Origin of the sequence: Leptospira sp. GIMC2001 (genome assembly GCF_028462125.1) — a bacterium.
Lineage (GTDB): Bacteria > Spirochaetota > Leptospiria > Leptospirales > Leptospiraceae.
In genome coordinates this window covers 3,882,518-3,906,124 of the sequence record NZ_CP115468.1, presented here as the reverse complement: position 1 = coordinate 3,906,124, position 23,607 = coordinate 3,882,518, and the positions used below count along the sequence as shown (strand labels likewise).

General features: G+C 36.4%; 25 protein-coding genes. 11 read left to right on the top strand and 14 right to left on the bottom strand.

The features are described 5' to 3' along the window. Positions 1-15 precede the first annotated feature (15 nt). The gene (locus O4O04_RS19290) at positions 16-567 is read left to right on the top strand and encodes a hypothetical protein (protein ID WP_272533539.1); all 552 of its coding nucleotides are present in this window, start codon (positions 16-18) and stop codon (positions 565-567) included. A 48-nt stretch (positions 568-615) separates the two neighbouring features. On the opposite strand, the gene O4O04_RS19285 is transcribed toward O4O04_RS19290, so the two are convergent. Beyond that, positions 616-2,505 (bottom strand): alpha/beta fold hydrolase, encoded by a 1,890-nt coding sequence (locus O4O04_RS19285; RefSeq protein ID WP_442915919.1) that lies wholly within the window; start codon positions 2,503-2,505, stop codon positions 616-618. Between the two features lie 122 nt (positions 2,506-2,627). On the opposite strand from O4O04_RS19285, the gene thyX reads away from it, so the two are divergent. After that, positions 2,628-3,563 carry an FAD-dependent thymidylate synthase gene (gene thyX / locus O4O04_RS19280; protein ID WP_272533538.1) on the top strand — a complete coding sequence of 312 codons (936 nt, stop codon included), beginning with the start codon at positions 2,628-2,630 and terminating at the stop codon, positions 3,561-3,563. A gap of 3 nt (positions 3,564-3,566) precedes the next feature. Here the strand turns inward: thyX and O4O04_RS20505 are convergent, their stop codons facing one another. The 8 genes from O4O04_RS20505 to O4O04_RS19245 form a co-directional block, all read right to left on the bottom strand. After that, on the bottom strand, positions 3,567-3,851 hold the full coding sequence (locus tag O4O04_RS20505) for an LIC_10461 domain-containing protein (protein WP_442915975.1): 285 nt from the start codon (positions 3,849-3,851) through the stop codon (positions 3,567-3,569). Positions 3,852-3,946: 95 nt separating this feature from the next. After that, positions 3,947-4,525 (bottom strand): LURP-one-related family protein, encoded by a 579-nt coding sequence (locus O4O04_RS19275; RefSeq protein WP_272533536.1) that lies wholly within the window; start codon positions 4,523-4,525, stop codon positions 3,947-3,949. Positions 4,526-4,578: 53 nt separating this feature from the next. Beyond that, entirely contained in the window at positions 4,579-5,001 is a 423-nt protein-coding gene (locus O4O04_RS19270) for a Bor/Iss family lipoprotein (protein ID WP_272533534.1), read from the bottom strand. Positions 5,002-5,036: 35 nt separating this feature from the next. Continuing rightward, the gene (locus tag O4O04_RS19265) at positions 5,037-5,366 is read right to left on the bottom strand and encodes a hypothetical protein (protein WP_272533533.1); all 330 of its coding nucleotides are present in this window, start codon (positions 5,364-5,366) and stop codon (positions 5,037-5,039) included. Then, on the bottom strand, positions 5,359-6,054 hold the full coding sequence (locus O4O04_RS19260; protein ID WP_272533531.1) for a type I 3-dehydroquinate dehydratase: 696 nt from the start codon (positions 6,052-6,054) through the stop codon (positions 5,359-5,361). The genes O4O04_RS19265 and O4O04_RS19260 overlap by 8 nt, the downstream gene beginning before the upstream one ends. Further along, positions 6,055-7,023, bottom strand: coding sequence for a KpsF/GutQ family sugar-phosphate isomerase (locus O4O04_RS19255; protein WP_272533530.1), 969 nt, complete (start codon positions 7,021-7,023; stop codon positions 6,055-6,057). It abuts the gene before it with no gap. Next, on the bottom strand, positions 7,020-7,565 hold the full coding sequence (locus tag O4O04_RS19250; protein ID WP_272533529.1) for a UpxY family transcription antiterminator: 546 nt from the start codon (positions 7,563-7,565) through the stop codon (positions 7,020-7,022). The genes O4O04_RS19255 and O4O04_RS19250 overlap by 4 nt, the downstream gene beginning before the upstream one ends. Then, positions 7,555-8,040, bottom strand: a complete 486-nt coding sequence (locus O4O04_RS19245; RefSeq protein ID WP_272533527.1) for an LIC_10042 family TonB-like protein — start codon at positions 8,038-8,040, stop codon at positions 7,555-7,557. Before O4O04_RS19245 ends, O4O04_RS19250 begins: the two co-directional genes overlap by 11 nt. Before the next feature lie 230 nt (positions 8,041-8,270). Here O4O04_RS19245 and aroC point away from each other — a divergent pair, with 230 nt between their 5' ends. The 6 genes from aroC (at position 8,271) to O4O04_RS19215 (ending at position 15,226) form a co-directional block, all read left to right on the top strand. After that, positions 8,271-9,389, top strand: coding sequence for a chorismate synthase (gene aroC, locus O4O04_RS19240; protein WP_272533526.1), 1,119 nt, complete (start codon positions 8,271-8,273; stop codon positions 9,387-9,389). 10 nt (positions 9,390-9,399) lie between these two features. Next, complete coding sequence (locus O4O04_RS19235; protein WP_272533525.1) at positions 9,400-10,137, top strand: response regulator; 738 nt, start codon at positions 9,400-9,402, stop codon at positions 10,135-10,137. 27 nt (positions 10,138-10,164) lie between these two features. Beyond that, positions 10,165-11,628 carry an NADH-quinone oxidoreductase subunit G gene (locus O4O04_RS19230; RefSeq protein WP_272533524.1) on the top strand — a complete coding sequence of 488 codons (1,464 nt, stop codon included), beginning with the start codon at positions 10,165-10,167 and terminating at the stop codon, positions 11,626-11,628. Then, on the top strand, positions 11,615-12,142 hold the full coding sequence (locus O4O04_RS19225; RefSeq protein ID WP_272533523.1) for a NuoI/complex I 23 kDa subunit family protein: 528 nt from the start codon (positions 11,615-11,617) through the stop codon (positions 12,140-12,142). The genes O4O04_RS19230 and O4O04_RS19225 overlap by 14 nt, the downstream gene beginning before the upstream one ends. Positions 12,143-12,243: 101 nt before the next feature. Next, positions 12,244-14,307, top strand: a complete 2,064-nt coding sequence (locus O4O04_RS19220) for a putative bifunctional diguanylate cyclase/phosphodiesterase (protein ID WP_272533522.1) — start codon at positions 12,244-12,246, stop codon at positions 14,305-14,307. Between the two features lie 109 nt (positions 14,308-14,416). Beyond that, positions 14,417-15,226, top strand: coding sequence for a M23 family metallopeptidase (locus O4O04_RS19215; RefSeq protein WP_272533520.1), 810 nt, complete (start codon positions 14,417-14,419; stop codon positions 15,224-15,226). A 12-nt stretch (positions 15,227-15,238) separates the two neighbouring features. Here O4O04_RS19215 and O4O04_RS19210 read toward each other — a convergent pair whose 3' ends face one another. After that, complete coding sequence (locus O4O04_RS19210; protein ID WP_272533519.1) at positions 15,239-16,183, bottom strand: hypothetical protein; 945 nt, start codon at positions 16,181-16,183, stop codon at positions 15,239-15,241. Between the two features lie 103 nt (positions 16,184-16,286). Here O4O04_RS19210 and O4O04_RS19205 point away from each other — a divergent pair, with 103 nt between their 5' ends. From O4O04_RS19205 to hemH, 3 genes are read left to right on the top strand one after another with little or no spacing between them, the layout of a single operon-like run. Next, complete coding sequence (locus O4O04_RS19205; RefSeq protein WP_272533517.1) at positions 16,287-16,931, top strand: hypothetical protein; 645 nt, start codon at positions 16,287-16,289, stop codon at positions 16,929-16,931. 30 nt (positions 16,932-16,961) lie between these two features. Beyond that, on the top strand, positions 16,962-17,975 hold the full coding sequence (fliG, locus tag O4O04_RS19200; protein ID WP_272533516.1) for a flagellar motor switch protein FliG: 1,014 nt from the start codon (positions 16,962-16,964) through the stop codon (positions 17,973-17,975). An 8-nt stretch (positions 17,976-17,983) separates the two neighbouring features. Then, positions 17,984-19,087 (top strand): ferrochelatase, encoded by a 1,104-nt coding sequence (gene hemH, locus O4O04_RS19195; protein ID WP_272533515.1) that lies wholly within the window; start codon positions 17,984-17,986, stop codon positions 19,085-19,087. Here the strand turns inward: hemH and O4O04_RS19190 are convergent. From O4O04_RS19190 to O4O04_RS19175, 4 genes are read right to left on the bottom strand one after another with little or no spacing between them, the layout of a single operon-like run. Then, positions 19,072-19,770 (bottom strand): esterase/lipase family protein, encoded by a 699-nt coding sequence (locus O4O04_RS19190; protein WP_272533513.1) that lies wholly within the window; start codon positions 19,768-19,770, stop codon positions 19,072-19,074. The genes hemH and O4O04_RS19190 overlap by 16 nt on opposite strands. A gap of 53 nt (positions 19,771-19,823) precedes the next feature. Next, entirely contained in the window at positions 19,824-21,104 is a 1,281-nt protein-coding gene (locus tag O4O04_RS19185) for a protoporphyrinogen/coproporphyrinogen oxidase (RefSeq protein ID WP_272533511.1), read from the bottom strand. 23 nt (positions 21,105-21,127) lie between these two features. Next, positions 21,128-22,474 (bottom strand): oxygen-independent coproporphyrinogen III oxidase, encoded by a 1,347-nt coding sequence (hemN, locus tag O4O04_RS19180; RefSeq protein ID WP_272533510.1) that lies wholly within the window; start codon positions 22,472-22,474, stop codon positions 21,128-21,130. 3 nt (positions 22,475-22,477) lie between these two features. Then, positions 22,478-23,596 carry a uroporphyrinogen decarboxylase family protein gene (locus tag O4O04_RS19175; RefSeq protein WP_272533509.1) on the bottom strand — a complete coding sequence of 373 codons (1,119 nt, stop codon included), beginning with the start codon at positions 23,594-23,596 and terminating at the stop codon, positions 22,478-22,480. Positions 23,597-23,607: the final 11 nt, after the last annotated feature.

The window sequence follows — 23,607 nt, the reverse complement described above, 5'->3', positions numbered from 1 at the left end:
AGGAAAAGCAAAATTATGAATGAAATAAAAATAAATAAATCAGCTTTTAAAACTTTGATAATTTCCAGTATTATGATTATCTCTAATATTATTTTTTTTGCCTGTAGTTCGGAAGTACAAAGAGCAGAAGATAAAAAACTAGAAGACTGTGTGCGTTTGATTGGCCTATATCAACTACAACAACAAAGCAATGTTCTGAATTCTAACGCAAACCTTTCGACAGAACAACAAGCATCTTTGGCTGCAGAATTTTCTTATACTTGTTCAGCCGATTCCAATTCCAAACCTGCTTGTATAGAATTTTATTTTATTCAAGCTAAGCAAAAAGCCGAATCAAGCTTATGCATTTCAGGTTACAATAAGAGATCTGCTAAATGTTCTGCACAGAATAGAGTTGGATCTTGTCGCTTGTTTCTTGAAGCAGGCTATCAACTCAACGTCTACGCAGAACCAAATGATACAGAAGAGGAAGCTCGGTTGGACTGCAGTTTACGTGGCGGAGTTTTTACACCAAAAGAAGGTAATAATTTATTACCTTCAATCATACTTTCTTGTGATCTAGGATAAGAGCTATCAAGATTTAGTTGATTAGATTAGATCTTTAGAATCTTAATCTTAACCTAAATCTTGAATCCAAGCATCCAATCCTTGGCATATCTGACGAACCGTCTCGTTATGAAAAACTATTCCAAGATGTCCTTGCTCGTATTTCTCAATCACTTTATTCTTACTCGGAAGATTTGCTAAATCTTCTTCGATGCTCTCCATCGGTACGATCTTATCAACTGTTCCTAGGATTGAATAAATTGGAAGATCAAAGTTTTCTTGTTCTTTCGTATAGTTGATTCTTCCATCGGATGAAAGGAAGCATTTGTCATTTGATAATTGTGAGTGAACGAATTGCATGATAACGCTAACTGATTCTTCGCAAAATACATCTTCAACTAAGAAATACCACTCAGGTGGAGTAATTTCTTTGTAGCCAACGAAATCTTTAATCGTTAACATCTTCGTTCCTATATCGAATGAAAATGGACGCAAAGACTCATGCATATTCAATAACATTTTGAAAAACTTCTTCAGATCTATCGTCTGAATAGTTGTCTGCATGGAAAATGATGTCATATTCAAAAAGAAATCTACTATTGATTTGGAAGGAATCATATTGAGTCCTTTCTTGATCTGATCAATGTATAGAATATTTGAGTTGATGCTAATATAATTAGGTGAAGTGATCGATATGATTCCTGAAATATATTTCTTTGGATCTGGAAGATTGAGATCTTCACGCGCTTCGCAAATTTTATTGTATGCAGAAGCATAAAATCTAGGAATCATTCCACCCATGCTATGTCCAAGAACTACTGTCTTCTCATTTGGGTATTGTTGTCTTAGCCAACGGAGTACTTCTGGGAAATCGGATTGGATATAATCATCAACGGTCCAACCTTCTTTGCGTCCATTTCTGGGCATCGTTTGCTTAGAACGTCCTCGCATATCCATAGAGAAAACTCTATAGCCATATTTCAGTGCCATTTCTTTTGCAAGCTTATCCATTACAGATCTGCGACAGAAGAATCCAGGAATCATCAGAATATTTTTATTCGTATTATTTAGTTTCTCTGGAGTAAATTGCTTCAAGCTTACCGCATAGCCCTTGCTTGTCGGAATAATAAAGGACGCATCCATTCTATATTCAGTTTCATATTGATACGAACGAAAAATGATAGAAGTAACAGGTTCTTTCTGCTCTTCCGTTGTTGTGTAAAAAAGATTTTTGGAACTAGAATGTGTGTCTGCTTTCTCGATATTTTTTCGAGCCATATAGGTATCAAGCGCACCATCCAATTCTTTACCAATCACGAATTCAATTACATCAAAAAGAGAATAGAATTGTTGTCGAAGCTCTTCTTTCTCGTGATCTTCGATTGGATCCTTTGCTATTCCCCATAGAATTCCTATAGGATTGTCTTTTATGAATAGAGGTAGTCCAACCGCATAATTCATTGTATCGGATAAAAGAATTTTCTTATCCGGATGGATAGGTTCCTTTTTTAAATCAAGAAACTTGATTTCAGGTCTGAGTCCTTTATTGAAATCTATAATTGCTTCTTTGAGGTAAATGGCGGATTCATTTCTAGGATCCGAAAGTGGAATCGGTTTAGCTCGACTTGTATATTCATCAATGCCAGCCACCTTTTTATTCATTGCAAGCTCTTTGAGTTTGAAATGAGTTGCTGTTGCAACAACTTTCATAGCATCTTTATCAATGATTTCGAATATAGAATAAGAGAATGAAGGTGCATCATCGAAATAAATTAATGACACCATCTTATTCACAAAGGAAGTCCATACACCTTCTAGGAATTGGTATGTTTGTCTAGGAACAGGAAAAACGTAAATATCATCTGGGCGAACAGATAGACTTTCTGGTCTTTTAAGATTAGGGTTCTTGATGATACGGAGTGCATCCGAGTCGATTTTTGAGGCTTTCCCAATTTTCATTAGCATCGTTATTCCTTATATATGACAGAGACTGAAAAATTGAGTTTCTTAAAACCTAAAAATTTTATTTCTAAGAGTAAAATTGACTTTTCTAGACTGCCTAAAAAAAAGACATATCATGTATGGAAGATACGCCAGAGATATTGGAAAGAAGTTCAGTACCTGAGTTAGATAAAATATTAGGGAAAGCATTTCCTGTATTAGATGACGGTTTTATAAGAGTAGTGGATTATATGGGTTCAGACTCATCTATAGTTCAAGCTGCAAGAGTTTCTTATGGTAAAGGAACAAAAAAGATACATGAAGATCGCGGATTGATTCGTTATCTTTTAAGACATAAGCACACTACACCTTTAGAAATGTGTGAAATAAAATTCCATGTTCGCGTTCCTATGGATACATGGCGACAATGGATTCGTCATAGAATGGCGAATGTTAACGAGTACTCAACACGATACAGTGTGGCTATCGATTCAACGCAGACAACAAACGAATCAGAATGGAGATTTCAGTCTGTTGGTAATCGCCAAGGCAGTGATGGATTTTTGGACCCTGAAATTGGAAAACAATTGAGTAATGAAGAAAAACAATTTCAAGATCAAGCAATAGCACTATACCAAAAGAGATTAGATAAAGGTGTTGCTCGCGAACAAGCTAGAAAAGATTTATTATTATCAACATATACAGAAGCTTATTGGAAGATTGATCTACACAATCTATTGCATTTTCTTGCATTACGAATGGATGATCATGCGCAACTTGAGATCCGCAACTATGCCAAAACAATCGGCAATGAGATTGTTAGTAAATGGTGTCCATTTGCTTGGGAAGCTTTTATGGATTATCGTGTTCTTGCAAGCGGATTGACACGATTGGAAAAAGAAATTATATCTTCCTATAATAAAAATGGAAAAGATGCAGCGATAGCAAAAGCTATTGAATTTGGATTTTTGAATCAAGATATTTCACAGCCGAAGCAAAGTCGGGAAAGGATAGAACTTGAAGACAAATTTAGAGAATTGGGTTTTGTGATTCCTTGGGAACTTGAAGCAAAATAATTTCTATTTAATACAAGTTACAGTAGTAGTTCGAGTTGTGACGAACCCACCAATTGCGAAATGAATTACAGTATCTAACCAATTTCTTTCCATGACTACGCGACTTAGTTTTGAACTATCGCAGTTGGTAGTTTTTGTTTGGCCTAATTCCAAATAGCCAATTACGTAGCTATAAGTCTTCAGTGAACTTTCTTGTAGGTTTTGATCTTTTGGGGATTTCTGAAAGTTAATAGTGGTTCTGTTGCATTGCAATAGCGTAGCAAAAATCAAAAGAGTAACCAATCTCATTATAATATCTTTAATATTGGAATGCAAAAATACTTTCAATTGAGATATTTTCCAAGATCATAAGACGAATACCTCAATTGAATTCTTACAGATTTTTAGTTTTGTCGTCCTTCAATAATTTGTAGAAGAATCACGGCAGCAATTCCAAGTCTACGATCTAGAGCTCGGGAGCGATCTTCAGTAAAATCAATATTGTATTGCGGAACAAATGGATTAAATGTTTGTTTCAAAATTCCAGCTGGTTGATTGTTAACAGAGATATTGAAAGTCTGTGGAATGAGATTAGTGAGAAATCTGCGAAGTAGAGCTTTTAGCATACTGTCTTCAATCACTGATCCTATTACTTGGTCGCTTGCGTTAAGAATCTCCCATTCGTCTTTCAAAATGGATCTAAATCCTTTTCTACGAAGTGCTCCAACTTTTGAATTAGAAGAGGCATCAACTACATCATAACAAGATGAGAAATCGATTACACTTCTCGCTTGAATTTTTAATAATTCAGTTGTTTTAGATTCATCTGCATAAACAGTGATATCTTCCTTTAGTTTAAATGCTTTTTGCTTTACAAAGAAAAGAAGTCTACTTTTACTTTCATCGAATATTCGAATTTCACCACCGAATAGTTTCCAGAAAGTTTTTTTTGCGAAGTATTTATTGAGTTCAAATTGTTGCATAGGGTATGATTATAAAAATCCCAATGCGAATTCAAGCTTAAATTTATTCAGTATTATTTATAGCAAAGTAATTGTAGAGTCCGGGGAGAATAAATTCCGATCGTGATTTGTTCATAAAATCCGTCCATGAAGCTTGAGAATTGGTGAACTTCAATGATACCTTTTGGGCATTGTTCTTCAGCATTGATTTCGTAATTTTCCGGACGGAGTCCCCAGAAATAGTACTTTTGGGGAATGAGGATTTCTTGAGTCTCGGCTTTTTTTTGTTCTTCTTCTAACTTTGCCAAGGAGTTGATACATTTTGTATCTTTTTCTTTCTGTTCAAAAGGAATGCATGATTCAGGAAGATTTGGAAGGATTCGAACCCTTGCATGCTGACAATGAAATAAAAATAAAATTGAGAACGTAAAAATTATAATTCGTAGAAATAGAAATCTCATCTTAGAGATGAGACGTATTGATCCTATTCTTTCCATGCGGCAACGGCAATAATTATTTAATTCACATTCGATTACTTTTTTGTTCCAAAAAAGTATTTTCCTTCTTTGCGGATCAAGTTTCGAGTGATCAAGCCATCAGCGATGATAAGCATTCCATCGGCAGCAGCTTGCCTAGATTCTTCACTAGAACCTTGTTGTTGAGCCATTAGCTGATGCACATACTCGCGTCTTTTTGCATCTAACACACCTAACATAGAACCACACACTTTTTCCTCTGCGTTGAGGAAGGCAAGCGCCAATGTCTGAGGTGGTGTCTCATTGCATAGATACCATAAGGCAACATTATCGAAATAAGTGAAATCACCGAATTTTTGAATTACTTTATCTGGATCGTTAGACATTTGAGTTCTTATATAAATCAGGTCTTAATTTTTTGAAAGTGTCAATAGTAATTTGTCCCGGAGCCTTTGGTTCTCCGATGGTCATATAAGTAAAACTAGAACCGTATTGGTCACCAAAGACTCGAGAAATTATTCCTGACTCACCCATGCAAACTCCAATCAAGCTACTCTGCTTGGAAAGAACTTTTATATCTGCTAAAAATTCCGCTGCTTCGTTAATATCTTCTGGTGTTATTGCAAATTTAAAAACAGGTTTACCCGACTTAACAGGTACAGCATTGGATATGTAGTCACGCATTTCTTTCTGGGAAATGGATTTTTTAAAACTATGGTATGAATAAACAATCTGAAACTTTAAGGATGCATAATTCTCAAAGATAGTTCCATCGCGGTTCAATTCAATGTCCAGGTAATTGGAGCTATCATTAAAATCTTTGAGAATATCTACAACGTCCTCAGCAAATAATTTCACATAAGATCGCATATTACTATCTTCTGCTCTTCTATAAGTTAGCAAAACAGGAAGCGCTAGTGCTTTTACTTTCTTCTTAAGTTCTTTCTGGATATAATTTCTTGAGAAAAGATCAAGGCGAATCTCCAAAATATCAATATCCTTTGTATCCTTTTTCTGAAGATTTTTGAGGTCATCTTCACCGACGGCTGCAATTACTTTGTATTTCTGTGGCATTTATAATCCTTTCTGTAGCAAATCATGGACAGTCACAATGCCCACCAATTTTCTATTGGAATCAGCGATTGGAGCAGCAGATATCGGACGCTCTCTTGACTCCATACTAACCAACACTTCATAAGCCTTGCTTCCAGATGGAAAGTGTGCTGGATTTGCTGTCATAATTTTTTCGGCAGTGGGGTTTTCAATTTTTTCAGATAAGACTTTTTTTCGAATATCATAGTCTGTGATGAAGCCAATCAGAATTCCATCATGGTCTGTAACTGCCGCACATCCAGATAGTTTAGAAGTAATTTCCTTCAATATTGTATCCAGATTGTCTTCAGGTTTTACCTGCGCAAGTTCTGTTCCCTTTCGCATAACATCGTCTATTTTAAGTGCGAGTCTTTTGCCTAGTCGTCCAGCTGGATGGTAGAGAGCAAAATCTTCAGCTTGAAAATTTCGCAATTCCATTAGAGTCATAGCGAGAGCATCACCCGCCATGAGGGCAATGGTTGTACTTGATGTTGGGGCAAGTGCTAAAGGACAAGCTTCTTTGAGAATAGGAGTGAGAAGGATAACATCGGATTGTTTAGCAAGCGAAGACTTATCATTTGCAGTAATCGAGATGATTTTGGCTCCGATACTTTTCGCAGTGGGAATCAAAGAATTCAATTCTTCAGATTCTCCGCTTTTACCAATTGCTATGACAACGTCGTCACGAGCAATGATTCCTGCATCTCCATGTAGAGCGTCGGTAGGGTGGATGAAGATTGCAGGTGTGCCTGTTGATGATAGAGTCGATGATACCTTTTTTGCAATATCGCCTGATTTACCTACACCAGTTAGAATAACTTTTCCTTTTGATTGTAGGATTACATTCACTGCGTCTGCAAAACGACTATCAAGATTTTTGCGAAAATGCAAAATCGATTCGATTTCTATATCCAGAGCTTTTTCAATTTTGGAAATAATTTCTTGGCTCATACTTTTAACTCTTCTAATCCGAGGTCTTCAATTTGGATTTCTGCTCTCACAGTCTGACCCATCATCGGAAGGTTTACAACAACATAAAACTTATTCTTTTGTTCAAGGACTTCAACAATTTTGCCTTTGAACTTACCATGCTTGATTTCTAATTTTTTGCCAGCTTGTAAGGATTCATGTTTTTGAACTTTTAAAGTTTCTGCATAATTTTGCACAAACAAATCTACTAGATCCAAATCCTCTTGAGTAACAGTCGCTGGGACTCCCTTATAAAAAACGATATGATGTATTCCGGGAAGCATGAGTACTTTGTTTTTTTCTTCCCAGTAGGAAATTCTTACAAATAGATAGGATGTGAAAAGAGGCTTCTCAACCATTTTCCAACGATCGGACCATTTGGATTTGATATTTAATAAAGGTAAATAGTTGATAATTTCGTAACGATCAAGATATGTTTTTACCTTTTTCTCTGCTCGAGGATTGGTATAAACGATATGCCATTCTCTCTGGAGTGATTCGTTATCGGGTTCTTTATTTTCCATGGTCTATTCGAAATGAGACAGGAATTCTGATTACAGTTCCCGGTAATGAGGCAAATTCCCAATCTCGAACGGCATCTTCGAAAGCTTTTTCAAAAATTCCGTATTTACATTTCTTCGTTGTTTCCAATTTTTCAAGTTTTCGATTTTCCGCAACTGTTACAAGCCACTCGCAGTCAGATTCTAAATTTCTTTCGAGTGCAGAAGCAGGATAGATAATTTTTCGTTGTATGGATTCTATGTCATTTTCGACATCCGTAGAACCCAATTGCGATTCTAAAGATTGTTTTGAGATCTCATCTCCCAAACCTTTATTCACAAACCGCGCGACGATTCTAGAGGAGGAACCTTTTTCTAACAGAAAGTTGAGTTCAGTATCCGAGCTGCTCAACCAATAAGAAAAACTAAAGACAATTCCGATAAAAATATGAGAAATAATCGATATTAAAATTCCGAATTTTATGCTGAATGGGTTCATTTGAGTTCGCGTGCTGTTAATTATATTCGAAAAAATCAGATCTGCGCATTATTCTGTGCAGTTTGTCCATTGTAAACAGGATTTCAAGATGATTCTTGTAAACATTCTACAGATTATATTCTAATTCTACAACACATTCAAAAGAAAACAAATCTCTATTTTTCCATTTTCCGAAAAGCCTCCAAAAACTTGGTTTGTTTTCTTTCCAATCTCATTGAACTTGGCAGTATATGCCGAGCAGTTGGGGAAAAATTTTTAAGGTCAGTACATTCGGAGAATCGCACGGAACATCAGTTGGAGTAGTGGTGGACGGAGTACCAGCCGGATTACCATTTGAGTTGGAAGAAATTCAGAAAGATCTAGATCGGAGACGTCCAGGACAGAGCGATATTACAACACCTCGTGACGAAGCTGATCGAGTTCGGGTTCTTTCTGGAGTTTTTGAGAATCGAACTATTGGAAGTCCTATTGCACTAGTTGTAGATAATCAAAATACCATTTCTAAGGATTATGATAACCTAAGAGATGTTTATCGACCATCCCATGCAGATTTTACATATCAAGAAAAATATGGGCATCGTGCCCATGTGGGTGGTGGAAGGTCCAGTGTTCGGGAGACTATTGCAAGAGTTGCTGCGGGTGCAATTGCTCGTCGAATTTTAGAAAATGATTTAGGAATTCGGACGGTTTCATGGGTTGATTCCATAGGAGAGATTGATAGTAATATTGTTGATGGTCAATATCCAACTTCTCGCGAACAAGTCGATCAAAACAAAGTTCGTTGCCCAGATGCAGCAACAGCAACCAAAATGGAAGAGTTGATTTTGCAATTGAGCAAAGAAGGAGATTCCGTTGGTGGAGTTGTCAAAACTGTAGTTTATAATTTACCTCCTGGCCTAGGAGATCCCGTATACGATAAGTTAGATGGCGATTTAGGTAAAGCCATTCTTTCGATTCCTGCTTGCAAAGGTTTCGAGATTGGTTCTGGATTCTCAGGAACAAGACTGACCGGAAGCAAGCACAACGATGAATTTTATAAAGATAAAGATGGTAGAATTCGCACTAGAAGCAATCATTCCGGTGGTTTGCAAGGTGGAATTACAAATGGAATGGAACTTGTAGTGAAAGCTGCATTTAAACCAACTTCAACCATCAAGAAAGAGCAGAAAACTGTAAATGCGCAGAACGAAGAAACGATTTTACAGGCAAAAGGTAGACATGATCCTTGTGTGCTACCGCGCGCAGTTCCGATTGTGGAAGCGGCAATCAATTTGATTCTGGTTGATGCCTACTTCTATCAGAGAGCGCTTCAGCCTGAATGGTATTTGAAATGGGTGTTGAAAAAGTAGGAGTTGGAATATGCAAAAAGTTTTTAAAATATTATTAGCTGAAGATGATGATAATTCTGCAAAGGTTGTGATACATTCTTTGGATAGATACAATTTTGATGTTACCCATGTTGCAGATGGAATGGCTGCTCTATCAAAGGTTAGAGTTAATGAATATGACCTCATAATAAGCGACATAATGATGCCCTACCTTGATGGATTGGCATTTCTAGAAAAGGCAGCTGAATTCATTAAAGAAACTCCAACAATCGTTCTTACTGCAGCCGGCGAAAGAAAAAATGTTTTACGAGCAGCTCAGAGACAAGTTAGCCATTATATCCTTAAGCCAATTGATGTGGATGGACTTATGGAAAAAGTTCTCTCCACTCTCACTATATCCAAAGGAGAATTGGTAGAGAAACGGGGATTTCCCTTGAAAATTTCCCTCAATGATGGAGCTGCACCTTCAATCACTCTCAATTTGGAAGGCTGCCCACGTAAGAATAGTGCGGACGAAATTGCTGCTCGAGTTATGGATTATATTCAAGCTCGTTCGACTACCTCAGCTATGGAAATAAATATCCAAGATGTTTTCTTTGCTGAATCCGCAAGCTTTCGTATCCTCGATGAATTTCTAAACAAAATCAATAAGAATACAAATCTTAGATCTGGGCAGATTCAAATTTTTGCAGATGAAATCATCCAAGCGAAATTAGAACCTGATAAATTCCCAAATTTATTGAGTTGCAAGATACAATCTAGGGCTTAGTCTGTCTCTAAGGGCGGAGGTTAGCTTTTGGTTAAGATTAAAATTGATAGCGTAGAATACGAAGTAGATGAAAAGAAAAACTTAATCGATGCAGCCAAAGATGCCGGGGTAGAAATACCTTTTTTCTGCTATCATCCTGCTCTAACTGTTGTTGGAATGTGTAGGATGTGTTTGATCGAAATCGAAGGTGTTCCACGATTACAAGCCGCTTGCAATACTCCTGTGAAGGAAGGACTTTCTATCATCACCAAAAGTGATCGTGTAAAAGAAGGTCGAGCTGGAACAATGGAATTTCTTCTCGCCAATCATCCGTTAGATTGCCCTGTCTGCGATAAAGCAGGAGAATGCCAATTGCAAGATAACGCATTTGGATCAGGGAAGGGTGTATCTCGTTTTGAGTTCACCAAACGAAATGTTCCTCAAGAGGAAATTGGCACTAATTTAATCATAAATCACAATCGATGTATTGTTTGCTATCGATGTGTTCGATTCGAAGAAGAGAAAGTCGGAGAATCGAATCTGGGTTTATTCGAACGAGGTTACCATTCCATTATTGGATTGGCCAAAGAAGAACCAATCAATCATAATTACCAAGGTGCTTTAGCAGACATCTGTCCTGTGGGTGCCCTACTCAATCATGAAACCTTATTCAAATCAAGAGTATGGTGGTATAAAAATTATGAATCAGTTTGTCACGGATGCAGTACTGGATGCAACGTAAAAGCAAACGTAAGAGACAATAAAATGTATCGCTATATGGTGCAAGAGCGACCCGAGAAAGATATGTATTTTCTCTGTGACAAAGGTCGATTTGATTTAGATTGGATGAACGATAACCGTTTGCTTACTTATGTTAAAGACGGATCACCATCGATTTCTACAGACGTCTTCAGTAGCTTAATTGATAATTGGAAAGCTTCTTCTTCAATTGCTATACTCGGTGGAGGGCATGAAACTAATGAATCACTTTCAAGCTCTAAGGCGATTGTTGATCAACTAGTATCAATTGATAGCCAGAAGAAAATTGTATGGGAAGCTCGAGTTATGGATCCTCAATATAAAGACACAGAGCAAGTTGATTTCTTGTTAACAAAAGATTGGCATCCTAATACTCGTGGAGCTATGGATTTAGGACTTAAATCCAATGATGGAATTCATAAAATTATTGATTCATTCAATCAAGGCAAAATTGATATGTTAATAGTCATTAAAGAAACTTTGCCTTTGAATATAGATCCATCTAAGTTAAGCAAGGTGGTCGTATTGGATACAAATCTAAGTGATTCAGTAATGAAGGCTGGACTTGCTATGCCTATCCAAATATTTGCAGAACAAGGTGGAAGTTTTACCAATAAGAATGGACTTGTTCAATCATTTGAAAAATCTATGAAAGCGCCTCAAGGTCTTTTGAGCACTTCAGAGATTTTTAGCAGACTGCTAAAAGAAATTCAGAATCCTATAAAGGAGGAAGTTGCTCTTGGCCACAATTAATGTTGTAAATGTTGCAAAGCGTCACCAATTTTCTTGGATAGAGAGGTTTTATTTCTATTCAATCAGTAAGGGACTTTGGATTACTCTGAAGCATTTTCTCAAGGTTGCCGTATTGAATCGTGTTCCTACAATTGAATATCCAGATAAGAAAAGGCAATACTCGAGCAGGTTTCGTGGAATGCATTCCATGAAGCGGGACGAGAAAGAGCGAGAACGGTGCACGAGTTGTTTTTGTTGTATGTGGATCTGTCCAGCCAATGCGATTTATATAGAAGCTGGAGAAGTAACGCCTGAGATTCAGCATTTGCATCCTGAAGATAAATTTGCTAAGAAATTTGAAATTGACTTATTGCGTTGTATTTTTTGCGGACTTTGTGAAGAAGCTTGCCCCAAGGGAGCAATCTATCTTGACGGAACGGGAGAAATGGCAGCGGATAATCGCGAAGATTTAATTCTAACAAAAGAAAGAATGATGGAAAAAACTGGTGGGGCTATAATAGGTCAAAGAAACTAGAAATATTCCAAGAATTTAGCAATTTTTTGTAAAAATAATAAATTTCTGAATTCTCATTGACCGAGTTTAAAAAATCCTATCTTCTGGATCATCGGGTTCGAATGGTTCAATATATTTGCTCATCAAAAACAAACCTTTCGATGTATATATCAGACATATTAATGTCTGCTTGGGATACTGTACCTATTTTGCTATCAGACGAATCTTATTTCTCTAGGGTTGAGAGAAACAGAGATTCCATATTCTTTCTAATTGAAGATTCAAATTCCAACCATTGGTGCAAGCGAGTAATCGAAGAATTTCCAAACTCCTTAACAGTTGTCATTACAGAGTCAGATAATGTAGATAAGAAGCTGTCTGAAAATGGTAAGATTGCTGATTTCTATATCACTGTAAAAGATTTGGCTTCAGACCATTTTAAACATATAAAAACAGCTATTGATCTTAAACAAAAAGATAAACAGAATAATGCACATATTAGAATGCTTGAAGAAACCGTGGTTGAATGGGAAAATGTATTCCGCGATTCCTTGGATTTAATTTTTATTATCGATGCAGAAACAAAAAAAATAGTTCAGCCTAACAAAACTGCTACCATAGTATTAGGTTATTCAGAAGTTGAATTGATTGGGATGGATTTTTCTTTCCTTAGTACGAATATGGATGAAAATTCAAGTAACGCTGAGTTTCACGGAGCAAGCATTGTCAATCAAGGATTACGTAGTAACTCTGGGAAATGGATTCCAATGGAATCTACTTGGAGAGTATTTCAGAAAGGACAAGTAGCACATATCATTGCAACCTTTCGCGATATTTCAGAAAGGAAATCTGCTGAAGAAAAGATTCACTCGCTTGCATACTATAATGCAACCAGCCAACTCCCGAATAGAATTTTATTTGAATCAGAATTAAAAGAAATATTATCAATCGTTAAGTCACAACAAGAATCATTAGCAGTAATTGTGATGGATATTGACAATTTCAAATTAGTGAATGAGTCATTAGGAAGTGTTAGGGGAGATCAACTTCTTAAAGGAGTTGCTGATCGTCTTGTCAAAATCGTATCCAAGAAATATTTTATTGGTCATTTTGGAGGTGATGAATTTGGCTTAGTTGTTCGCGGATATAGAAACCAGACCGAGCTTGAATCTATAATTCTTTTCGTTCAAATGGAATTACGCAAACCTTATCAATTGGAAGAACGAGAACTTCATATTACATTTAGTATGGGAGTTGCATTGTATCCTAAGCATGCGGATGGTTCAGCGGGTCTGATTAAGTCGGCGGACATGGCTATGTATTCTAGTAAGAATAAAGGTAAAAATCATTTCTCTTACTACTCTAATAAAATGATGGAAATTGTTCAAGGTCGCTTGGAAGTTGAGAATGATTTAAGACGTGCAATTCAAGCAAAAGAATTTGAAATTTATTTCCAACCACAAATTTCCATAAAGACAGGCGAACTATGTGGAGTTGAGGCTCTGATTCGTTGGAACCATCCGCAGAAAGGATTGGTAATGCCTGGAAAATTCATTGGAGTTGCTGAAGATACGGGATTAATTTATGATATTGGTCTATGTGTTTTGGAAAAGTCATGTCAAGCCGCGAAGTCTTGGATTGACGATGGGCTAATAGATTTTCCAATTTCTGTGAATATTAGTGCGAAACAATGGAACGGATTTGGGATTGCGGAAGATATTAAGCGTGTTCTCGCAGAATCTCAGCTCCCAGCTAATTTTCTTACAGTCGAGTTGACGGAAAGTTCTATCATGTTGAATCCAGAATCAAGTATCGCAATGTTTCGAGATTTAGTTAAGATGGGTGTCCTCCTATCTGTTGATGATTTTGGGACAGGATATTCATCATTGAGTTATCTAAAACGCTTAGATGTTCATCATCTAAAGATCGATCGAAGTTTTATCCAAGATTTGGTAACAAATGAAAATGATCGCGCAATATCTGCTGCAATCATCAATATGGCTCATTCATTAAATCTTTTAGTTGTCGCTGAAGGTGTGGAGGATCATGAACAGCTTATGATACTTCGAGAGCAAGGTTGTGATATGATTCAAGGTTTTTATATTTCTCGACCAATTCCAGAAAAAGAGTTTGAAGAACTTCTCAAAAGGTTCCGAACCTTGAAGTATGGAGTCAGCGTTCCTTAGAATAATTTATTTACTTATTTATATTTCGTGTTTTTCAATTGTCCCAATTGATGCAAAAGAGTCTAAGCTTTCTGTAATCTCTAAAAAAGAAAAGAAATTTATACTGGAGATGAAAGCAAGAAATTTTGCGCAGGGTGAAGTAATCTATGTTAGTATAAAATCCTTGAAACCAGGAGTCTTTAGTGAGAAATTCAAAATGCTCGCAGACAATAAACCTGTGCTGCTCTCACCAAAATCAAATACCGAAGAAATGATTGGCTTTATACCAATCAGTCCCGAATACAAAAATAAAACTCTCCAAATTGAAATCCAATCGAAAATCTTATTTGTAAAATATGGAACTAAGAAATACGAAATTGATATCCATACAACAGACTTTCTCGTAATCAAAAAACAATCTATAACACTTGATAAGAAATATACAGAAAAAAAATATTCCGATGAAGTTTTAAAATTCATCCAAGAATGTTCAGCAGCGAAAAATACTGCCTTCTCTTCTATGAGCGATCTGCAATTCACAAGCGGATTTGTTATGCCTGTAAAAAAAGTTTATCTTACCAGTCCATTTTATGTGAGGCGTGATTATAATAAAACCAAAGGGAAACCTCATGGCGGATTGGATTTTCGAGGATCATCTGGTACTCCTATTTTTGCAATTCAAGACGGAACGGTTGTTTTAGCTAGAGAAATGTATTTTGAAGGAAATTTCACGATCATAGATCATGGTAACAAGATATTTTCTTTTTATATGCACCAATCATCAATCGCCGTTAAGCCTGGTGATAAAGTCAAGAAAGGTCAAGAAATTGGTAAAATTGGATCAACTGGAATGTCTACTGGGCCCCATCTTCATTTAGGAATCAAAGTAAATGATGTGATACTAGATCCAATGTCAATTTTAAGTTTTAAAAATTTATAATAAACTTTAGAACTATTCCTTCCAGATAAATCGAATTGATTCCAGAAGACTATCCATTGAAGGCTCATGAAAATCCCCTTTCTCAAGATTTTCTGTTAGGTGTAGGAGAATCGAAGGACCTTTCTCTAATCTTAAGAAATAGTATCCAGTTTTGGCATATCTTGGTCTGATTATATCGTAAAAAGTCCAAAATGCATTCGTTCCCGAAGCATTTGGAAATACCGTTCCTCGATCAGGTTGGATTTCGTTAACATCTTCTATCTCGCCCTGCTTTTCTTGGAATTGGATATATTTCTCCACTTCCACACGAATCAGTTCATTCTCTACGGGAATAAAAGCAGGGAAATAGAATATTCTGATAAAAGGATATGCATTTGGATCGTGATCGCTGGCTGATATAATTCCCGCAATCTGTCCAGTTCCAGTTTTATCTTTGAGTCCTAAATCTTCAGGATTGTGAAAGAACATTGTGTCTGGCAAAATCATGGAAATAGGAATAGATCGATTCGATAGCGTTCTTGTTTCTTCTTCCCATTTCCATCCAGATAGATCGGCTTCGGTAAATTGAACTGCAGATCGAAACAAGTGATAGGCAGTATACAATTCAATTTTTTGCAGAAAAACAAATGATAGCAGACCATTTGCCATTAAAATCATGGCAAGCATAGCCAAAAGATAATGAAGCTTGGTTCGAATGATTCGAAATAGCGTAGCTGCTCCTAAAAAAATCAATACAAATACAACACCGGCTCGATTCTCTAAAAACCCAGACATTTGCAATGCAAAATAAAACACTACAAGAATGCAAAATTCATAAACTGGATGAAAACCAATATTCAATAACTTCGTATATATGATTATACTTGCTAGGAAGACAAGAGATCCTATAATTAATGTTAAAGTTGCAAGAATTAGAATATAGGAAGTTGGGAGATGCTGCTCATGCCAAACAATCAAAGGAAAGGCAATGCATATGTAGCCTAAAAGAAATAGAAATAGGGGACGTGTATTTTTTATCTTTTCAAATAAATCGAATAGTATTGATTTGAGTTTATTCACCATGACTGTAATAAAAGATGCCTATAACAAGATTTTAGAAGGAATTGCTGATCTTCAAGATTTTGCTAATTCGACTCAAAATTTTCTTTCCACCACCAAAACCATCGTAACAACCACTATAGATTTTCTCGAACCAATTTTTAATTTTTTGCCTTGGGAAGTTTTTCTTATCCTCCTTGTTGCAATCTTGCTTCTTTCTTGGGTAAATGTAATCTTTCCAACAACACCAAAGTTGAATTTTACGTTCGTTGTGATTTTCATTTGTTTTGGTTGGGGCTATTCCGAATATATTGCCTCTGGAAGTCTTGATTCCTCAATTTCCTTTAGTTCGAGAATTCAAACTGTTTCTTGGAGCCGTATTGCCAAGGCGGCAATTTATTTACTATTACCTGTTCATATAATTTCTATTCTGATTATGATCTGGAAATACAGTTCCTCCGCTATTCTCAAGAGAAAAAAACTCAATCCAGCCGATCTGTCAGTATATCTCAAAAATTTAAGTGATCAATTTCATAAAACATCCTCAATCGGACATAAGATTCTGGCTGGCGAGGAATCTGGAAAAAAGGACTTAGAGACCAGCATTATCGAATTAGAAGAAATCGTGAAGTCATGGAAAAATTTAAAGCACGATTCCAAAAACTGACCGATAGTCTAAATTAGAAGGTTATCTCTCGTGTTAAATAAGAAGGCAGCACTCACAGGTAGGCAAAAAGCAGCGATATTTTTAGTTGCTGTTGGGAATGAAGTAGCTGCAGAGATTTTTAAACATTTACGTGAAGATGAGATCGAACAGATCACATTTGAGATCGCACGTCTCGATAAGATCACACCGGAAGACAAAGAAAAAGTTTTAGTTGAATTCAATGAGCTAATGATGGCTCAAGAGTTCATTACGAACGGTGGTATTGATTTCGCTAGAGGATTATTAGAGAAAGCGCTCGGAAATCAAAAAGCTATAGACATCATCAATCGTCTTACTTCGTCATTGCAAGTGAGACCCTTTGACTTTATTCGAAGAACTGACCCACAACATCTATTAAACTTTATTCAGAACGAGCATCCCCAAACAATTGCCTTGATCTTATCATACTTGGATCCTCAAAAAGCATCGAATATATTATCAAATCTTCCTCATACAATCCAAGCAGATGTTGCCAAAAGAATTGCAACAATGGACAGGGTGTCACCGGATGTATTACGTGAAGTTGAACGGGTGTTAGAGCGTAAATTATCAACACTTGCATCAGAAGATTATACATCAGCGGGTGGTATAGATTCTGTTGTTGAGATTCTTAACTTGGTGGATCGTGGAACTGAGAAGACAATTATTGAAGCGCTAGAAGAAGAAGATCCAGAACTTGCAGAAGAGATTAAGAAGAGAATGTTTGTATTCGAGGACATTGTACTTCTTGATGATAGAGCGATACAGAAAGTACTACGCGAAGTAGATAACCAAGATCTCGCGAAAGCTTTGAAATCGGTTGATACAGAAGTGCAAGATAAAATTTTCAAGAACATGTCCAAACGTGCTGCCAATTTACTTCGTGAGGATATGGATTTTATGGGACCAATCCGTCTGAAAGATGTTGAAGATTCTCAGCAAAAAATTGTAAATATCATACGTAAACTTGAAGACCAAGGTGAGATCGTCGTTGCTCGTGCGGGTGAAGAAGAGTTGGTTGTTTAGTTTATTTCATGACCCAGCAAGAATCATCTTCAGTTACATTAATCAATCTTGGTGGTCCAGCCAATCGTGAAGAAATAGAAAAATTTCTGCTCGATCTCTTTTTGGATCCATATGTTTTTGATCTTCCTTTATGGGAACCGATCAGAAAAAAATTAGCTAAATTTATAGCAGTTAAGCGAGCACCAAAAGTTGCTGAGAAGTACGCATCCATGGGATTTGGTGGAGGATCTCCACTAGTATCCGAAACAAAAAAACAAGCGGATGCAGTCGCGTCTATTTTATCAGAAAAGACTAATAAATCTTGGACTGGAAAAGTTGCAATGGCTTGCGGATATCCGAATATTCGGGATTTGAGTGAAAAGGAACTTACACCAAGCGAAGATAACATTATAATTCCTTTATTTCCACAATTTTCTCGCTCAACAACTCTATCAATAGCCAAAATATTTGAAGAGAAATTGAGATATTGTCCAATCGGATTGATAGGATGGGTAGATGGATTTGCAATTGACCCAAAATTTCAAAAACTTACAGCTGATTTTATCCTAGAGTTTTTTAAAGGAAATTTGGATCACAGTCAATTCATTCATTTAGAGTCAGACAAATCTATAGATAATTGGAAGAATCTAGATTTAGTTTTCTCAGCCCATGGAATTCCAATGCGCCTAATCAATAAAGGCGATCGATACGTTGAAGAGATGAAGGTTTGTATTGATGGAATAGAAAAAGCACTTAGGACTTTTGGGTTTCTAGGTAAAGTTCATCTTTCTTTTCAGAGTAGAGTTGGCCCTTCAAAATGGACGGAACCGAATACAATTCGTACGGTTACAGAGTTAGGTAAACAAGGTAAAAATATAGCAATTTATCCAATTAGTTTTGTAAGCGATCACTTGGAAACCCTTGAAGAGATTGGAGTCGAACTCAGGGATATTGCTCTCGAAGCCGGTGCCAATTCCTATCATCGTATTCCTGCATTTGGAACATACGCAAGTTTTATGGAATATTTAGCGGACCTATCGTTACTCTCAACAAAGCCTCACCTCAAAGAAGAATGTCTTTGTCTTAATCTGGGCGGCGAAGTAATTTCAAAAATCTGTCATGCTAGAAATTGACCTATAAATTTATAAGATTCATAGTTTGCAATAAGTCCTATATGAGTTGATCGAATTTCTTGGTTGATCGCATTGGGAGATAAATTATCAATACATGCGTTCCAGCCTACAATGTTGTCACTCTTAGAATAGATAGAATATACTGGAATTTCCAATGGAACTTTGTATCTCTCATCGATTTCCTTTTCTAGTTCATTGATATCAATTCCAAATTGTTGCGCAAAAACATTTGAGATAGAAGTATATTTGGGGCCACCGATTAATGGTGCACCAATCGTTATCACTTTCTCAATAATATCTTGATTGTCTCTTGCGGTTTCGCGAGCAAGATATCCTCCTAGACTCCATCCAATTAATTTAATTTTGGATCCCGTCTCGGAGTGGATTTTTCTCATCATAACTGTTAGTTTCTCAAGTAGATAGGGAACATTGCCATGATTGGTACCAAGTCCCCATCCTAAACTATTGTAACCTAGACTAGAAATATAGGAACGAAGTGGCGTAGTGATAAGGTCATCCGTCGCGTATCCCGGCAGAACAACGACCGTTTCACCATTCCCCCGTGGCATAATGGTTCTTAATTTATTAAGTTTGAAAAGTAATTTTGCAGCATCGAAAATCCCGAGTATCTCTCGAGGTAACTGTATTCTAGTCGGAATATGGAAATGGGATCTTTCTTTCATAAATTATAAAGTTAGACGATAACCATCAAAGAGGTTTACAGAAAAATGAAAATTTATTTCAAAGCAAGATCAATTATACTTCTCAGCCCAATTCCTGATCTATAGTTTCCAATGAATCGAATTGGGCGTTTTGCTCGTTTAGTCTCCAATTCAATGTTATTTAAACATGAATTTAGTTTAATCAATTCTTTTCCATAAACCGGTAGGGCATTCTCCCATTTTTGACAAAAGGAACCTAGTGCAGGAAAATTCGAATTGTGAATACATTTTCTATCTTTTTCTACAAGATCATTTATTTGGTGTGTTGTGAATTCACGAATTGCATCGCCCGAATAAATCCAAGTCTCAGAATGGATTGACGGATCAATTGTTCTATTTGGAAAAATGTGATCATTGAATAAAACACCATTTGCTAATATGTTAGAATTTCTTGGAAATAAAATTCCAAATCCCTTTTTCTTCAGTAGTCTATCTTTAGAAAATCGAGTGACAGTAGCTATCGACGTTGTAGGAACTTTCGTCACTTTATATTCATCAAGAAAAACTTTTGACCAGGGATCTGACTGGAGAATGTGATATAAAGATTGAATAGGTAAGCTGATAATGATTTCTGTCTGAGGAAATTCTTTGCGTAGATTAGTTAAATTTAATTTGGACTGTCCAAATCGAATTTCTCCATGTTTGTGAATGTATAACGCTAAATGATCTATTAAGGATTGCATGCCTCCTTCGAATGAAACCGAACCCACATATTGTGGTTTATAATTTATTTTCCTATTCCATCGTATTCTAAATAATCTATTCAATAAACTTCGATTAGATGATTTTAATATTTCAGGGAATGCACAATTTGGATCCATCAAATTGAGAGGTGATGCATATACTCCGCCGATTGCTGGCTCAAGGAATTGATTGGTAAAGTTTGAACCAAAAATTCTGGAACTCCAATCTTTCATATCCTCTCGTTCAGTTGGTTGACAATTCAAAAAAATTGCACCAAATAGAAATCGACCGATATCTAGAAAACTTAGAGGTAACTGAGATACTTTGTCCTTGTACCAGAAGAATCTTTTCTTAGAATCTTTGAGATGCGGAATTGGAGATAAGCCAATTTTACTAAACATTCTTTCCAATGGTTTAGATAAAAGCAATCCGTTAGCTGCTCTCTCAACCAAACCAAAATCTGTTTGTATTGTCTGGATCATCCCGCCTAGTCGATAACTCGCTTCGCAGATGATTGGTTTTTTGCCATCTTGAATGGCACCATAAGCAGCTGCCAGACCGCTAATACCACCGCCAATAATTATAACTTTATTTGAAATTCGAGTAGTCATGAACAGATTTTACAATTTCGCAATTAGATTGCTCTGGAAAACATTTCTTCCTTTAGCTTACTTGCACGAAGTCGCTCATCGAAAGCAGTACATACCACTCTAAGAAAAGGCTTTCCCATCTCCGTGATGTACAAAGTGTTCGCTTTCCATTCCACTAGTCCATCAGCTTCCATCTCTGCAAGATATAATTTTATATTTTGAAGCATTTCATTTGGAACATCCAATTGCCATCTTGTCATCAAGGACAGTAGTAGTTTTCGATGAAATTGATCGGTAACATTGAGTTTATGACCACGCAATGTTGGGATATTTTTTTCATGAACAATTTTTCTATATTTTATTTCTAATTTTTCGTTTTGATGAAAACAGTCAGGAGTCTCAGAAATTGCGGACGTTCCGAGACCTAACAAAATATCCGTACTCTGAGGAGTATATCCCATAAAATTACGATGAAGATTTCCGGCTTGATAGGATTTCCACAACTCATCTGTTTCTAAAGCAAAATGATCCATCCCTATTTCTTTATATCCAGCATCTTCTAAGCGACTGCGACCGTACTCATATAAATTTCTTTTCTCCATTGCCTGTGGGAGATCTGCTTCTGTAAAAAGTCTTTGCGATGCTTTGATCCAGGGAACGTGAGCATAAGAATAAAAAGCAATTCTATCTGGCCTGAGCTCTAATGTTTTATCTAGAGTGATTCTCATAGTATCTAAGTTTTGCTTGGGTAACCCATATATAAGATCAAAATTTATAGAGTTATATCCAAGAAGTCTTGCTTCATCTGTGGTCTTTTTTGTTTGATCAAAACTTTGGTTTCTATTGATCAATCTTTGAACTTCTGAATCAAAATCTTGAACTCCTAGGCTGATCCTCCGAAAACCATTTCGGAACAAAACTTCCAATTGTGATTTTGTAGTTCTTCTTGGATCTACTTCGATTGAGAAATCAGAATTTTTTGTAATTCTAAAACTTTGCAATATTTTGTTGACTAATAGATCCAGGTTAGATTCTGAAAGATAGGTCGGGGAACCTCCACCTAAATGAAGTTCGACTATAGGAGTGTCTTTCAATTTTGGAAGTTTCTCAAGATAAGTATCAATTTCAAGGAAAAGAGCAGAAAGATATGGGTCTTCAACCGAATGATTTTTGGTTATAGAAGTATTGCATCCACAGAAAGTACAGAGTGTCTCACAGAAGGGAATATGAATATATATACTAAGCTTTGTGTCAGATTTTGATAAAGTTCGTTCAAGTGAATTGATCCACTCTTCTGATGTCGGACTGTCCGTCCAATATGGAACCGTTGGATAACTTGTATATCTTGGAGCTGGGATATCGTATTTTTGTAATAGAACAGAACTAGTCATAAATTATTGGAAAACCTCACGAATAATATTTACCATCCTTTTCACATTTTCTTCGGGAGTTGCAGGTAGTATTCCATGTCCCAATCCACTAACCCAACCTGCTCTTTCTTCAATGCTTAGGTTTTGAATTGGGCGTAGATATTGACGGAAAGCTTTTTCAAATTCGTTGTATGGAAGAAACAATAGAGTTTGATCAAAATTACCCTGAAGAAATCCATTTGATACTTTCTCTTGCATCAGTTTCTCAATAGAAAATCTATGATCAACTCCTATACCTGCCAATCCTTCGACATTCTGTAGCAGTATCAATTGATCCTTCGTACTATGTTTTGTATAGTAACCGATACGATTCGGAAATTGTTTAGTAATTTCACTTAATGGTTCCACAACATAAGATTGAAATTGTAACGGACTTAAGTCTCCCGCAGAAGTATCCAAAACCATCACAACTTCCGCACCACCAATAATTTGTAAGCGAATATTTTCAATAAGTAAGGGTAGTATTTTTGCATAGAAACCTTTGATCAAGTCAGTATTGGTTTTTGGTTTAACAATGGAACCTTGGTGATTCCCAATTGTCGCATAACTGTACAAAGTCCAAGCACCGCCCACAAACCCGATGAGAGAAACGTCATCGGGAAGAATTGCTCTGGTTTTCTGCATCGCAACTTTTTGAAATTCCAAAAAATGAACCGCATCATCCAATGAATGCAAATTACGCAATTCAGAAATATCTGTTAGTTGCTTAGAGAGAATTGGTCCTGGATTATAAGTTAATCCAAAGCCAAGAGCTTCCAAAGGGAAAAGTAAATCTGAAAACAATATGGAAACATCAAATTGAAATTCCGCCACAGGACCCAATGCTACTTCCGCTGCCAATTCAGGATTTTTACAGAGTTCCATAAAAGAATATTTTTCTTTTAGTTTTCTATAATGAGAATGGTATCTTCCCGCTTGCCTCATAAACCATATCGGAGGTGTGCTTTGAGGAATTTTTCTCAAAGCATTTGCAAATAGAGGATTGTAGTATCTAATATTCTTATTTTCTTCACTGATTTCGAATTTTGATTGGCTACCTAGTCCTAGATCAATTGAATTTTTTTCTGAAGAATTTGGTGTCATAATTTATTGCC

Coding starts and splice junctions, on each gene's coding strand:
- O4O04_RS19250 (WP_272533529.1), bottom strand. CDS start 7,565: ATGGAAAATAAAGAACCCGATAACGAATCACTCCAGAGAGAATGGCAT.
- O4O04_RS19260 (WP_272533531.1), bottom strand. CDS start 6,054: ATGCCACAGAAATACAAAGTAATTGCAGCCGTCGGTGAAGATGACCTC.
- O4O04_RS19255 (WP_272533530.1), bottom strand. CDS start 7,023: ATGAGCCAAGAAATTATTTCCAAAATTGAAAAAGCTCTGGATATAGAA.
- O4O04_RS19190 (WP_272533513.1), bottom strand. CDS start 19,770: ATGAAAGAAAGATCCCATTTCCATATTCCGACTAGAATACAGTTACCT.
- aroC (WP_272533526.1), top strand. CDS start 8,271: ATGCCGAGCAGTTGGGGAAAAATTTTTAAGGTCAGTACATTCGGAGAA.
- O4O04_RS19245 (WP_272533527.1), bottom strand. CDS start 8,040: ATGAACCCATTCAGCATAAAATTCGGAATTTTAATATCGATTATTTCT.
- O4O04_RS19215 (WP_272533520.1), top strand. CDS start 14,417: ATGAAAGCAAGAAATTTTGCGCAGGGTGAAGTAATCTATGTTAGTATA.
- O4O04_RS19275 (WP_272533536.1), bottom strand. CDS start 4,525: ATGCAACAATTTGAACTCAATAAATACTTCGCAAAAAAAACTTTCTGG.
- O4O04_RS19235 (WP_272533525.1), top strand. CDS start 9,400: ATGCAAAAAGTTTTTAAAATATTATTAGCTGAAGATGATGATAATTCT.
- hemH (WP_272533515.1), top strand. CDS start 17,984: ATGACCCAGCAAGAATCATCTTCAGTTACATTAATCAATCTTGGTGGT.
- O4O04_RS19205 (WP_272533517.1), top strand. CDS start 16,287: ATGACTGTAATAAAAGATGCCTATAACAAGATTTTAGAAGGAATTGCT.
- O4O04_RS20505 (WP_442915975.1), bottom strand. CDS start 3,851: ATGAGATTGGTTACTCTTTTGATTTTTGCTACGCTATTGCAATGCAAC.
- O4O04_RS19270 (WP_272533534.1), bottom strand. CDS start 5,001: ATGGAAAGAATAGGATCAATACGTCTCATCTCTAAGATGAGATTTCTA.
- O4O04_RS19185 (WP_272533511.1), bottom strand. CDS start 21,104: ATGACTACTCGAATTTCAAATAAAGTTATAATTATTGGCGGTGGTATT.
- O4O04_RS19175 (WP_272533509.1), bottom strand. CDS start 23,596: ATGACACCAAATTCTTCAGAAAAAAATTCAATTGATCTAGGACTAGGT.
- O4O04_RS19220 (WP_272533522.1), top strand. CDS start 12,244: ATGGTTCAATATATTTGCTCATCAAAAACAAACCTTTCGATGTATATA.
- O4O04_RS19290 (WP_272533539.1), top strand. CDS start 16: ATGAATGAAATAAAAATAAATAAATCAGCTTTTAAAACTTTGATAATT.
- hemN (WP_272533510.1), bottom strand. CDS start 22,474: ATGACTAGTTCTGTTCTATTACAAAAATACGATATCCCAGCTCCAAGA.
- thyX (WP_272533538.1), top strand. CDS start 2,628: ATGGAAGATACGCCAGAGATATTGGAAAGAAGTTCAGTACCTGAGTTA.
- O4O04_RS19285 (WP_442915919.1), bottom strand. CDS start 2,505: ATGAAAATTGGGAAAGCCTCAAAAATCGACTCGGATGCACTCCGTATC.
- O4O04_RS19265 (WP_272533533.1), bottom strand. CDS start 5,366: ATGTCTAACGATCCAGATAAAGTAATTCAAAAATTCGGTGATTTCACT.